This window comes from Vasconcelosia minhoensis LEGE 07310, from assembly GCF_015207255.1.
Lineage (GTDB): Bacteria > Cyanobacteriota > Cyanobacteriia > Phormidesmidales > Phormidesmidaceae > Vasconcelosia > Vasconcelosia minhoensis.
This window is the reverse complement of record NZ_JADEXG010000009.1, coordinates 99491-111918: the sequence shown is the minus strand read 5'-3', so window position 1 is coordinate 111918 and position 12428 is coordinate 99491. Positions and strand designations below refer to the sequence as shown.

The 12428-nt window shown below is 57.7% G+C and carries 11 protein-coding genes; 6 read left to right on the top strand and 5 right to left on the bottom strand.

Translation table 11 applies throughout. From position 1 onward, the window contains the following. On the top strand, positions 1–642 hold a 642-nt coding region (locus IQ241_RS06000), incomplete at its 5' end, for a DUF2721 domain-containing protein (protein WP_228021424.1). Here the strand turns inward: IQ241_RS06000 and dxs are convergent. Further along, positions 639–2555: a 1-deoxy-D-xylulose-5-phosphate synthase gene (dxs, locus tag IQ241_RS05995; protein WP_193905504.1), complete on the bottom strand. Its 1917-nt coding sequence runs from the start codon at positions 2553–2555 to the stop codon at positions 639–641. The two genes, IQ241_RS06000 and dxs, sit on opposite strands and share 4 nt — an antisense overlap. Before the next feature lie 211 nt (positions 2556–2766). Here dxs and IQ241_RS05990 point away from each other — a divergent pair, with 211 nt between their 5' ends. Continuing rightward, positions 2767–3288 (top strand): hypothetical protein, encoded by a 522-nt coding sequence (locus IQ241_RS05990; protein ID WP_193905503.1) that lies wholly within the window; start codon positions 2767–2769, stop codon positions 3286–3288. Between the two features lie 10 nt (positions 3289–3298). Here IQ241_RS05990 and nikC read toward each other — a convergent pair whose 3' ends face one another. The 4 genes from nikC to recQ all read right to left on the bottom strand — a co-directional run bounded on the left by nikC (position 3299) and on the right by recQ (position 9169). Next, positions 3299–4195 (bottom strand): nickel transporter permease, encoded by an 897-nt coding sequence (nikC, locus tag IQ241_RS05985; protein ID WP_193905502.1) that lies wholly within the window; start codon positions 4193–4195, stop codon positions 3299–3301. A 2-nt stretch (positions 4196–4197) separates the two neighbouring features. Continuing rightward, positions 4198–5121, bottom strand: coding sequence for an ABC transporter permease (locus IQ241_RS05980; RefSeq protein WP_193905501.1), 924 nt, complete (start codon positions 5119–5121; stop codon positions 4198–4200). Positions 5122–5131: 10 nt separating this feature from the next. Next, positions 5132–6772, bottom strand: a complete 1641-nt coding sequence (locus IQ241_RS05975; RefSeq protein WP_193905500.1) for an ABC transporter substrate-binding protein — start codon at positions 6770–6772, stop codon at positions 5132–5134. Positions 6773–6946: 174 nt separating this feature from the next. Beyond that, a complete protein-coding gene (gene recQ / locus IQ241_RS05970) occupies positions 6947–9169 on the bottom strand; it encodes a DNA helicase RecQ (RefSeq protein WP_193905499.1) in 2223 nt (740 codons plus the stop codon). Positions 9170–9286: 117 nt separating this feature from the next. Here recQ and IQ241_RS05965 point away from each other — a divergent pair, with 117 nt between their 5' ends. The 4 genes from IQ241_RS05965 to IQ241_RS05950 all read left to right on the top strand — a co-directional run bounded on the left by IQ241_RS05965 (position 9287) and on the right by IQ241_RS05950 (position 12383). Then, positions 9287–9850: a metal-dependent hydrolase gene (locus IQ241_RS05965; RefSeq protein ID WP_193905498.1), complete on the top strand. Its 564-nt coding sequence runs from the start codon at positions 9287–9289 to the stop codon at positions 9848–9850. 98 nt (positions 9851–9948) lie between these two features. Further along, positions 9949–10296, top strand: a complete 348-nt coding sequence (locus tag IQ241_RS05960; protein ID WP_193905497.1) for a hypothetical protein — start codon at positions 9949–9951, stop codon at positions 10294–10296. 68 nt (positions 10297–10364) lie between these two features. Continuing rightward, positions 10365–11876 (top strand): stress-responsive protein Ycf46, encoded by a 1512-nt coding sequence (gene ycf46 / locus IQ241_RS05955; protein WP_193905496.1) that lies wholly within the window; start codon positions 10365–10367, stop codon positions 11874–11876. Positions 11877–12032: 156 nt separating this feature from the next. Continuing rightward, entirely contained in the window at positions 12033–12383 is a 351-nt protein-coding gene (locus IQ241_RS05950) for a DUF1257 domain-containing protein (protein WP_193905495.1), read from the top strand. The last annotated feature ends 45 nt before the right edge of the window (positions 12384–12428 follow it).

Below are 12428 nucleotides of genomic sequence, written 5' to 3'. Positions count from 1 at the left end.
TCACTCTTTACCCCATCACTCCATCACTCTCTGTCCCACACCCATCCACCCATGAGCATCGAACAAACCAACCAGCTTATCCTGCTCATCCTCAACGCCATTCTCATGGTGCTGCTGTCAGCGCTTCTACTGGGCGGCGCTTGGACCCGTCAGCAGGCTCTGGCCATTGAGCTGAAGCGGCTACGACGACGTCAGCTCAGCCGCTCGCAGTCGCTTGACAAAAGCCTACCGGGGCTGAAGCAAACCCGACAGCAGCGGCAGCAGCTGGTCCAGCGCTACCGCTGGACCCACGGCGGTATGGTAATGCTACACTGCGTGCTGCTGCTGTTCACCGCCAGTCTGCTGGCGCTGGCGCTGCGGACGCTCTTCCCGATCAACGGACTCATTCCGCTATCCTTAGGGCTATTTGCTTTAGGGACAGTGGGGTTGCTGCTGGGGGCAGGCTGCGTGCTGGTTGACCTGGCGCAGGGCAGCGCTCTGGGGGAGTCATTGGGAGCCTCCTTGAGCCGAGCGGTGGGGCGGCTGCCCGCTAGCCTGACGCCGCTGCCGACGGAGCCGCGATCGCCCCAGCCAAAATTACGGTCAAAGCTGACCGAGTCGAAGCTGGCCGACCCAAAGCTACCTACGGCCAAATCGGGCTAGCCTACGGTCAGCTCTGGGCTGGTCTGCTCCAGCTCAAACCGCTGGAGAATTTTTTCTGCCATCTGGGCGGGCATCAGTCCCAGGGTCGTCTTGGACTGGTTGGGCTCAGCGTGATCGACGAGGGCATCGGGGACGCCGAGCCGCAGCACCGGCACCTGAATCCCTTCATCCAGCAGCGCCTCGGCTAGGGCTGAGCCAAAGCCCCCCATTAAACAGCCTTCCTCTAGCGTCACTACCCGTCCTAGCTGCTGGGCTCGCGGCAAAATTAGTTCCGTATCTAGCGGCTTGGCAAAGCGGGCATTGATGACGGTGGCTTCGACGCCATGCTCGCTGAGGATTTCAGCCGTCTGCATGGCCGGATAGACCATCGTGCCGTAGCCCACCAGCAGAATGTCGTCGCCCTGGCGCAGCAGCTCAGCCTTGCCAATCGGCAGTGGCTCCCAGCCTTCTTCCATCAGCGGCACGCCATGGCCGCTGCCGCGGGGATAGCGAACGGCAATCGGCCCGTCGGTATGGTCAATCCCCGTAACAATCATTCGCTGCAGCTCGGCTTCATCTTTCGGGGCCATCAGCACCATGTTGGGCAGGCTGCGTAGGTAGGCGATGTCGTACATGCCCTGGTGCGTCGGCCCGTCTACGCCGACGATTCCGGCCCGGTCGAGGCAGAAGAAAACCGGCAGGTTTTGAATGCAGACATCGTGGACAATCTGGTCGAAGGCCCGCTGGAGGAAGGTAGAGTAAATTGCCGCAACCGGACGCATGCCCTCACAGGCCAGACCCGCCGCCAGGGTAACGGCGTGCTGCTCGGCAATCCCCACGTCGATGTACTGCTTAGGCAGCTTCGCCTGAAGCTTCTCCAGCCCGGTCCCAGTCGCCATCGCAGCGGTAATGCCGATAATTTTGGGATTGTCTTCGGCTAGCTTAATCAGCGTTTCAGCGAAGACCTTGGAGTATTTCGGCGGCTTGGGTTTGCTGGGGGGCAGGCTCTTGCCCGTAGCCAAGGTAAAGGGATTCTGAGCGTGGTAGCTGACCTGGTCTTTCTCCGCGATCGCATAGCCCTTGCCCTTAGTCGTCGCCACATGGACGAGTACCGGCCCCACATGCTTGTGGGCTTCCTGGAAGGTGCCGATCAGCTCCGCTAAATTATGGCCGTCTACTGGTCCCATGTAGGTAAAGCCCAGCTCCTCAAACACTGCCCCAACTTTGGGTACCGCTAGCCGCTTCATCCCCTCTTTCACCCGGTTTAGTTCGGGCTTGAGTGACTCGCCGACAAAGGGCAGATGCTTAAACTGCTCCTCCAGGTTGTCTGAGAGGAACTGCACCGGTGGGCTCAGGCGCATTTTATTCAGATAGCGGGGAATGGCGCCGACATTGGGCGAAATTGACATTTCATTGTCATTCAGCACCACCAGCAGATTGGTATTGGGCAGATGGCCGGCGTGGTTGATTGCTTCCAGGGCCATACCGCCGGTCAGCGCTCCGTCGCCAATAATGGCCGCGACTTTGAAATTTTCGCCCCGCAGGTCGCGGGCAATTGCCATGCCCAGAGCGGCAGAAATGCTGGTTGACGCATGGCCCGCGCCAAAATGGTCAAAGCGGCTCTCACAGCGTTTGAGATAGCCCGCGACACCGTCCTTCTGTCGCAGCGTATGAAAACGGTCGTAGCGGCCCGTAATCAGCTTGTGGGGATAGGCCTGGTGGCCGACGTCCCAAATCACCTTATCGCGGTCTAAATCTAGGGTTTGATACAGCCCTAGCGTCAGTTCTACAACCCCCAGCCCCGGTCCCAGGTGTCCACCGCTAGTCGAGACCGTCTCTAGGTGCTTTTCGCGGATCTGCCGGGCAATTTGCTCGAGCTGATGAATGGAAAGACCATGCAACTGGTTGGGGTGAGTGATTTCACTCAGATGCATATGGGTATACCTTTTCTCTTGCGTCGGTGTGATGTATCGTTTTTAGCCACCCTTTCACTGTAGATTAGATCAGGATTAAGATTAAGCAACACTCTAGACCTGTTGACTCGCTGCCCGCGCCGTGAAAACCTCACAAACAGGGGCTAGCATTAAGGTCTAGCCATCAGGTTAAGACTCTGTAACTTCAACAATCTTCGCGTTGCCGCTTGCTATGTCAAATGCCATCTGGACTGCTTATCGCCTGTTTTCTCCTGCTCATCTACCGATTGGGATTTATTTACTCAGCGCCCTGACCGGCGGAGTGCTAACGGCAGCGCCTGCTACAGCGGCGGAAGACGACTTCTTTGAATGCACCTCTGCCCTACTGGAGGCCGACATTGAAACCGAGCTTGCCGCTGCTGCCTGCGCTTCGGCTCGCTATCCCGAAGCCTTGAGCAGCTGTACTATTGATGTTAGCGAATTTACCGGTCTGGCTGCGACTGAGGCGCTGGCAGTCTGCGAGCGATCGCGCCGTCCCGAAGCAGTCGCTGACTGCACCGTTAGCATCTATGACGGCTTTTTGCTTGAGGACGCGACCCCTGCCCTAGAGCGCTGTGGCGTCAGCCTGCTGCCCGAGCGCTATGCCACCTGCGTGGTCGATCTGGGCGATGCTGCCGAACTCTCCGCTGACGATGCCCTGACCCAGTGTCTGCGGGCGGGCTACCGGCCCTGGCGAATGGCCCCCCGGCTGTAGGAGATGCCCTCTACTGACGCTGCTGCGGGTCCAGGGCTTCTCGCAGGCCGTCGCCCAGGAGGTTGAAGCCCAGGACGGTGAGCGCGATCGCAACCCCAGGAAAAGTCGTAATCCAGGGTGCAGTCTTAAAATAGTCCCGGCCCGCCGCCAGGATTGCACCCCATTCCGGTGAGGGCGGCTGGGCTCCTAAGCCGAGAAACGATAGAGCCGAGGCCGACAGCACGGCAATCGACACGCCGACGGTGGCGATGACGATAATCGGCGAAAGAATATTCGGCAGAATATGGCGGAACAGCAGCCGTCCGTGCTGCGCCCCCAGCGCCTGGGCCGCCTTGAAATATTCCTTATTTTTCTCCACCAGGACAGCGCCATAGGTAATCCGCGCATAGTAGGGAATCGAGCTGATCCCAACCGCAATCATCGCATTGGTCAGGCTGGGACCCAGGACGGCTACCGCCGCCAGCGCAATCAGTGTCTCGGTAAACGAAAACAGCACGTCCACGGTTCGCATCAGGATGGCTTCCAACCAGCCACCCGCATAGCCCGCTACCAGACCGACTAAAACGCCCACCGTCATCGAGATCCCGACGGCGATCAGCCCAACCTTGAGGGTGAGCCGAGAGCCGTAGATCACTCGGCTGAGCAAATCACGGCCAAATTCATCCGTGCCAAACCAAAACTCGGCATTGGGCGGCGTCAGGGCTCTGCCGACCCCTAGCTCGGTCGGGCTGTGGGGAGCCAGTAAGGGCGCGAATAGGGCGGTGAATACCAGCACTAGACAGAGAAACAAACCAATCCGGGAGCCTGGATTGCGTAGCAGAGCACTAAAGAACCGGCGGGCTTTGTTTAGGGAGGTTTGGGTCAGGCTCGGAGCTGTCGGCTGGGCCGTTGTAGCAGGGGGAACCATGGCTAGCTGTAGGTAATCCGGGGATCAATCCAGGCGTAGAGGATATCTAAAATAATCGAGACCGTCACCACCACTGCTGCGAAGATCAGGATAAAGCCCTGAATGGTCGGATAGTCCCGCTGAAAAATCGACTGAATGGCCAGGCGACCGATGCCGTTCCAGGCGAACACGTTTTCCACCACGATCGCGCCGCCCATCATGTAGGTGAACTGGAGGCCTAGCATATTGACCACGTTGACCATACCGTTGCGAAAGGCGTGGCGCAGCAGCACCATCCGCTCTGCCAGCCCCTTAGCCCGGGCCGTGCGGATATAGTCCTGGGTAAACACGTCGAGCATCGAGGAGCGGGTCAGCCGCGAAACCGCGGCGGCATTCGCCAAGCCCAGCGTCATCGCTGGGAGGATTAGATTTTTCAGGTCAGTGCCTGAAACCGGCAGCCAGCCCAGCCGCAGCGAGAAAATATACATCAGCATCAGCCCCAGCCAGAAGCTGGGAATTGAGATACCCAAAATCGCGCCCGTCATCAGCGTGGTATCGACCCAGGTGCCGCGCTTGTGAGCCGCAAAGAATCCGGCAGTAACCCCAACCAGAATGGTAATGACCAGGCTAGCGAAGGCCAGCAGCAGCGTATTCGGCAGCCGTCCCAGCAGCAGCTCTAGCACCGGCTGACGGCCGCGAATGGTGGTGCCAAAGTCGCCCTGGAGCAGCCGACTCATATACATCAGGTACTGTTCATATATGGGCCGATCCAACCCCAGCTGATGGCGAATCTGCTCTAGCTGCTCCGGCGTGGTGGACTGCGACTGGGCATACATAATCTGTACTGGGTCACCGGGCACCAGGTGAATCAGCAGCGTCACCGCGATCGTCGTCACCCAGATGGTAAAGATACCGCTAAGAATGCGCTTGAGAATATAGCGGGTCATCCGGCAGGGCTCAGGAACTCAGCTTCACGTCGTTAAACAGGGGTCGATCGAATGGCCCAATTTTAAAGCCGTTGACCTCATCGCGAGCCGTATAGATCCATAGCCAGCCCGGCGTATAGAGGGGGACATGGACGGCGTTTTCGAGCAGATATTTCTCCGCTTCTTTGACCGCTTCCAGGCGTTCGTCTGAGTTGACCGTAGTGCGGGTTTTCTCCAGCAGGGCGTCGAGCTCGGGACTTTGGTAGCCGCTGTAGGCCCCAGGCGAGGCCCAGAGCTGGTGCAGAATGTCGGGGTCGTACCAGGCCCAGCCCATCATGTCGAAGGTGCTTTCGCCAGTCTTGGTCTCATTTTCCTGCTTGACCCGGGCATTGAGCGTGCCGATGTCCATTGTCTCAATATCGGCCTGAATGCCGACCTGGGCCAGCTGATTTTGAAACACCTGCACCATCTTTTCGCGATTGCCGCCCACCCAGGTCATCAGGGTGACTTCCAGCGGCTGGTCGGGGCCGTAGCCCAACTCCGCCAGCAGTTCCTGAGCCTTCTCGGGGTCATAGTCGTAGCCGTGCTGGGCGCAGAAGTCCTGGTCATTCCCCATGACGCCGCGAGCCACCGGGCAGCGCTCTCGCTTCACCACATCGCCAAAGACAATATCAATCGCCTGCTCTGGGTCAACCGCATAGGCCACGGCCTGCCGCGCCCGCTTGTCGTCAAACGGCGGGCGGGACACGGTGAATTCAAAAAAGACGTTCTGGCCAGTCTTAGTCGCGATGTAGTTCTCCAGCGAATGGTCCGACTCAATTGCGTCGAGCTCTTCTAGAGGCGGCTCAGCAATCACGTGCAGCTCGCCCGTCTCCAGCCCGGCCAGTCGGGTCTGGGGCTCCGGAATTTGTTTAATCACCAGCTGGTCGAGGTAAGGCGCGCCGGGGTTGGAAATGGGGCGGCCAAAGTTTTGATAGTCGGCATTTTTCTCCAGGACAATCTCGTCCCCTTTAGTCCAGCTCACCAGCTTCCAGGGGCCGGTACCAATGGCTTCGCTGACGCCAAAGGCATCGCCGAGCTCGGCCGCGCTGTCGCAGATCTGGCTGGAGAAGGGATCGGCCATAAACGAGACAAATGCCCCAAACGGCTGTGAAAACTGAAATTTTACCGTCTGCGGATCGACGACTTCGACCGTTTCAATTGGCCCCCAAGCGCCCTTGGTGACGCTGGGATTGTCTTCGCTGATGGCGCGCTCGGCGGTGTATTTCACATCGTTGGCGTCGAAGGGGGTGCCGTCGTGGCAGACAATGTCAGGATTGAGCACAAAGGTCGCTTCTAAACCGTCTTCGCTGACGGTCCATTCCTCGGCCAGGTTGGGCACAACTTCGCCGTTATCATCGAACGCCAGCAGGGTGTCGTAAATCTGGTCAAACACCTGCCAGGAAAGGGTCGTGGTTGTTCGGTGCGGATCCAGCGAGTCGGCGTCACCGTAGCGCGCCCAGACCAGCGAGCCGCCTTCCTGAGGGGTGCCGGTCGAAGCCCCTGAGTCGGACGCTTTAGGAGATTCGCCCGAACAGGCGGCCAGGCTGAGGGGAATAGCGGCGGCCAGGAGACCAAAACAGAGCTGCTTGAGCGGGGCTGATAGAAAACGGGGAGTGGAGGATCGGCGCATAGGAATTTACGGAGCGGAGGTGCGATCGCGAAACCAAACAGCCTCACGATTGAGCTGGCAATGAATACTGTATACAGTACCAGAGCAAAACTCCCCTGCCACCCTCGATGTCTGGAAAGCTTAATAATCGGACTTTGCTTCTGATTACCCGATGTGAAATTACGAGAATAAGGTTCAGATTTCTACGGTCTGCTCTGCCTCCCAGGCGGAGCGAACTAAGCGAATTTCGTTATAGTCAAACGTCTCGCTGAGCTGGTCGCGAATCGCCCGCAGCGAATGCGGTCCAACGGCTGCGATCGCGTCCCGAATCGGAACCTGCCGCTCGGGCGGCACCAGTCGGTCCACGTCCACTTCGCAGCGAGCTTCTAGCAGCTTGGCCAGGTGACCCAGCACGGTACCGAGCCGGAGCCCACGCTCGATGGCAATTTCTGCCGGAGAAAGGTTTTGCTGATGCAGCTTTAGGGTTGTCAGATGGGTATCGGCGACGGTGGGCGAAGCGACTGGTGCGACAGCGGGAGCAGAACCAGCTGCTTCTGCTAGACCATACTCATCACAGAATTTCTGAATTTCGGCCACAAATATTTCACCATACTGGGCCAGCTTGCGGCTGCCAACGCCAGAAATCTGGGCAAACGAGTTCTGAGACAGCGGACGACTGCGGGCCATCTGCTTTAGGCTGGAGTCGCCGAAGACGACATAGGGCGGTACGGACTGCTCGTCGGCTAGTCGCTTTCGCAGGTTGCGCAGGCGGCTCATCAGCAATAGCGCCTCCCCTTCCAGCGCGGCTTCCGGCTCGTCTGCTGCGGGTGATGAAGCGGCGGCCCGTTTGGGCACCGCGATATTCACCGCGATTTGCTTTTTCAGCACCTGCCAGCTGCCCGGGTTGAGCTTGAGCACGGGATAGCCGTCTGTAGTCTCTTCTAGCAGGTTTTGATGGAGCAGAGAGCGGGCTAGCGATCGCCATTCTTCGACCGTCCGATCTTTGCCAATGCCGTAGGTCGAGAGCCGATCGTGGCTAAGTTCCATCACGCGCTTTTTCTGCGAGCCCCTGAGCACGTCGATGATGTGGGTCATGCCAAAGCGCTCCCGGCAGCGCGCCACGCAGGAGAGAAACTTCTGAGCCTCGATCGTCCAGTCTTCAATCGGGGCCGGATGCAGACAGTTATCGCAGTTGCCACAGTCGCCCGCAAAAGCTTCGCCAAAGTAGCCCAGCTGAATCTTGCGGCGGCAGACGGCGCTTTCGGCATAGTTGATGATCTGCCGCAGCTGTTGCCGGGCAATCCGCTGCTCCGCCGGGTCGGGCTTCTGGCCGATTAAAAACTCCACAGTGGCCACGTCGCCATAGCCAAAATAGACCGTGCAGTGGGCGGCTTCACCATCTCGCCCGGCCCGCCCCGATTCCTGATAGTAGCCTTCGAGATTGCGCGGCAGGTCATAGTGGATGACGAAGCGGACGTCGGGCTTGTTAATCCCCATGCCGAAAGCGATGGTCGCCACCATCACCTGCACGTCATCGCGGATAAAGCGCTCCTGATTTGTACTCCGGTCCGCGTCTGAAAGCCCTGCGTGATAGGGCAGCGCCGAGATCCCGTCCTGACTAAGGCGAAAGGCAATCTCATCGACCCGCTTGCGGCTAAGGCAGTAGATAATGCCCGAGCCCTGATTGGCCAGCAGCGTTTTTACCTGGGCCAGCAGCTCGCTATAGGTGCGCTTGCCCTGCTTGGGTTTAACCTCGTAGTAAAGGTTTTGCCGGTTGAAGCTAGAGACGTAGACCTCAGGGTCATTCAGCCGCAGCTGCTGCACAATGTCCTGGCGAACGCGGTCGGTGGCGGTAGCTGTCAGGGCGATGATCGGCACTTGGGGATAGCGCTGCCGCAGCTGAAACAGCTTGCGGTATTCCGGGCGAAAGTCGTGGCCCCATTCCGAAACGCAGTGGGCCTCGTCGATCGCAAAGGTGCTGATGCCCACCTGCTGGGCGAGCCGTTCGAGCAGGGCCGTAAAACCGGGGTTAAACAGCCGCTCCGGGGCGACATAGAGCAGCCTGATATCGCCGGAGAGGAGCTGCTGCTCACGCTGTCGCTGCACCTGCGGCGGTAGCGTACTGTTCAAAAAGGTGGCGGCGATGCCGTTATCCTGAAGGGCGGTGACCTGATCCTGCATCAGCGCAATCAGCGGCGAGACGACCACTGTCACCCCAATTCGCAGCAAAGCTGGAAGCTGGTAGCAGAGAGATTTGCCGCCGCCGGTTGGCATCACCACGAGGGCGTCTTTGCCCTTCAGGCTGCGCTCGATCACGGCCCGCTGCTGATGGCGGAACTGGTCATAGCCAAAGAAATGCTTGAGCGCTTTTTCGAGGGAGGGAAAGGTCGGGTCGGGCTCGATGATACGGCTAGTCATGCGAACGTCGGCGGGGGAATGAGTGAGCTTCGTTATTAGGATAAAAGGTAGACGCCGTTTTATTAGGCTTCCCAAGAATCTTAGTCGCTTTCCCATTCCCCTTCCCCCGTTTCGGCCATGCCTTCTCCCATTGCCCATTCGACTACCGGATATGCGATCGCGGCATTCCTCCGCACGGTCACCCGAGGCCGGCTCTCGGTCTCGCCGGGCTATGCCATCTTGATCGCCAACGCCCCGGATCTGGACTTTGTTCTGCAAATTCTTACGGGTGAGCGCTACCATCGCACCTTTACCCACAGCCTGACGCTGGCGATCGCGATCGCGGCTAGCTTTGCCTACGTCACCCGCAAAGATGCCTTCAAATCAATATTCTGGCTGACGCTGACCATCTACGGCTCGCATCTGGGCCTGGATATGCTGTCCCAGGGCGGCCAGGGCATTCAGCTATTCTGGCCCTGGCTGACGACCGACATCATCTCGCCGATTGCCGTTTTCCCATCGGTCCGACATGGTCTGGGCCTCTGGTCGGCAACCCATCTGATATTTATCAGCTTTGAAACCCTTTATTCCCTACTGCTGTTGAAGCTGCTGCGCCGATGGCAGGCAGCACAACAGCCCTTAAAACGCAGCTCAAAAGGTAATCAAAAGAACAAAATCACCCCGCATCGTAAACATATGTAAACATAATGCTGTCATAGCGGCTTACTGTCTTGACAGCCCCTGAGCCGCCCGCTATTGTAATTCACATACCCGGAACCCCCCTATTATTAAAGTTCGATATGCAAGGTAAGCATAAGGTCACCCTATATCTCCCGAACGATCTCCATCGTCAGCTCAAAATTCGCTCAGCGGTCGATGGTGAAGCCATGTCTGCTATGGCTGAGCGAGCCATTGGTTTTTATCTCACGCATTCAGACATTGTTGAGGGGACGGCTGATACCTGCGGTCAAACTCATCGGGTCTATGACTGCCCAGAGTGCTCCACTGCGGTTGTGCTGCGTGAAGGTGAACTCGCTGCTGTTAGTACCCATTCAAACAGCTGTCGGGTCGATGACCTGACGCTGGGTGAGATGCCAATTGCGCCCGACTCACTGAGTCGAGATGAGGGTGAACTGGTGCCCTGCTAAAGGGCTGTTCTGAATTGCTTTCGACTTGCTAACCCACTCAACAGGTCGTCTACCCGAGGGCGGTAATCATGAGAGAAGAGCTCAGCGTACTAATCCAATCTCAATATCCGCTAATCTACTTAGTCACCTTTGAAGAGCAGCGGGCGGAGCAGACGATTGCCGCGATCGCGCAGAAGAAAGGCCCCCGTCGCCTATATACCTGGACGATGACCCACGGTATTATGGAATACGGTCAGGGACGTAACGCCACTCAGCACAACAACACGCTCTCTCCCGAAGCCGCACTTGACTGGACAATTCGGCAGCGCGAGCCCAGCATCTTTGTATTCAAGGATTTACATCCGTTCAAAGACTCTGCGGCGGTGACTCGCGGTTTGCGAGATGCGATTGAGAGCTTTAAAGGCACTCAGAAAACCATCATTCTTATGTCTCCGGTGCAGGAGATTCCGGTTGAGCTAGAGAAGGAGGTTGTTGTCCTCGACTTTACCCTGCCGACGATGAGCGAGCTGAATCAGGTGCTCTCGGCAGAGCTAGATAAGGCGCGTACTAGCAATATTACGACTGAGGGCCGCGAGAAGTTGCTGAAAGCGGCTCTGGGACTAACTCGCGATGAAGCGGAGAAAGTCTTTCGCAAGTCTCGGGTGATGGCCGGGCGGCTGACGGAAGCCGAGGTGGATATTGTGCTCTCTGAGAAGAAGCAGCTGATCCGCCGCAACGGCATTCTGGACTACATTGAAGAGGATGAGACCCTCGACTCTGTTGGCGGACTAGACGAGCTGAAGCACTGGCTGAGACAGCGCTCCAACGCTTTTACCGAGCGGGCTCGTGAGTATGGCCTGCCCCAGCCGAAGGGAATGCTGATTTTAGGCGTGCCCGGCTGTGGTAAGTCGCTGATTGCCAAGACAACGGCCCGGCTTTGGGGACTGCCCCTGATGCGGCTGGATATGGGCCGAGTCTATGACGGCTCGATGGTGGGTCGGTCAGAAGCTAACCTGCGGAATGCGTTGAAAACCGCTGAGTCCATTTCGCCCGCAATTCTGTTCATCGATGAGATTGACAAGGCGTTTGCCGGTAGCGCCGGTTCGGCTGATTCCGACGGCGGCACCTCTAGCCGCATCTTTGGTAGCTTCCTGACCTGGATGCAGGAAAAGACATCCCCGGTCTTTGTAATGGCAACGGCCAACCGGGTAGAGCGACTGCCCAGTGAGTTCCTGAGAAAGGGTCGGTTTGACGAAATCTTTTTCGTTGACCTGCCCAACGAAGAAGAGCGCAAAGAGATTTTCAAAATTCATCTGAGTAAGCGGCGACGCGACGTTTCGAGGTTTGACTTCGAACAGCTTACGAAGGTGTGTGAAGGGTTTTCGGGCGCGGAGATCGAGCAAGGGCTGATCTCGGCAATGTATGAGGCGTTTGCCCAGGGTCGTGAGTTCAACCAGCTCGACATCATCGCGGCAATTCGATCGACGCTGCCGCTATCTAAGACGATGAGCGAGCAGGTCACCGCCCTTCGCGACTGGGCTCGCCAGCGCGCCCGTCCAGCAGCTGCATCCGTTGCAGAATATCAGCGGATGGAGTTCTAACAGGCTTTTTTCCTGCTCCCACAGGAAAAGGGGCTAGTACCGGCTAACGGTTGCTAGCAGTTTTCAAAAAAAGTCAATCGTCGTTCATACCGACTTTTGACGGATATCGATTCCAACCTCGTTGTCTCTCAATTTCTCTACAGGAGGAAACTCAAGATGTCCCACTTTAGCACGCTGCGCACCAAGATCACCGATGCTGAGATCCTAAAATCTTCGCTGCGCGATCTGGGCGTTTCTGTCAAGTCAGAGGCGGATGTTCGTGGCTATAACGGCCAGCGCGTCCGGGCTGACATTGTGGCCGTTCTCGAAGGTGAGTACGATCTGGGCTGGTCCCGGAATGCGGATGGTTCTTTTGACCTGATTGCTGACCTCTGGGGTGTTGCCAAAAAGCACAACCAGACCGAGCTGATCAACTCGATCAACCAAAAGTACGCTGTCAACAAGACCCTGTCTGAGGTTAAGCGCCCTGGTTTGCAGAATGCAAACGTGAAGCTCGTTCTTCAGTAGGCTCTACTGCGTTCCCACCTATGAATGGGTTGGTCTGTCTCTATA

Excerpts from the sequence above, each read along its gene's own strand:
- dxs (WP_193905504.1), bottom strand. The coding sequence starts at position 2,555 with ATGCATCTGAGTGAAATCACTCACCCCAACCAGTTGCATGGTCTTTCC.
- IQ241_RS05990 (WP_193905503.1), top strand. The coding sequence starts at position 2,767 with ATGTCAAATGCCATCTGGACTGCTTATCGCCTGTTTTCTCCTGCTCAT.
- nikC (WP_193905502.1), bottom strand. The coding sequence starts at position 4,195 with ATGGTTCCCCCTGCTACAACGGCCCAGCCGACAGCTCCGAGCCTGACC.
- IQ241_RS05980 (WP_193905501.1), bottom strand. The coding sequence starts at position 5,121 with ATGACCCGCTATATTCTCAAGCGCATTCTTAGCGGTATCTTTACCATC.
- IQ241_RS05975 (WP_193905500.1), bottom strand. The coding sequence starts at position 6,772 with ATGCGCCGATCCTCCACTCCCCGTTTTCTATCAGCCCCGCTCAAGCAG.
- recQ (WP_193905499.1), bottom strand. The coding sequence starts at position 9,169 with ATGACTAGCCGTATCATCGAGCCCGACCCGACCTTTCCCTCCCTCGAA.
- IQ241_RS05965 (WP_193905498.1), top strand. The coding sequence starts at position 9,287 with ATGCCTTCTCCCATTGCCCATTCGACTACCGGATATGCGATCGCGGCA.
- IQ241_RS05960 (WP_193905497.1), top strand. The coding sequence starts at position 9,949 with ATGCAAGGTAAGCATAAGGTCACCCTATATCTCCCGAACGATCTCCAT.
- ycf46 (WP_193905496.1), top strand. The coding sequence starts at position 10,365 with ATGAGAGAAGAGCTCAGCGTACTAATCCAATCTCAATATCCGCTAATC.
- IQ241_RS05950 (WP_193905495.1), top strand. The coding sequence starts at position 12,033 with ATGTCCCACTTTAGCACGCTGCGCACCAAGATCACCGATGCTGAGATC.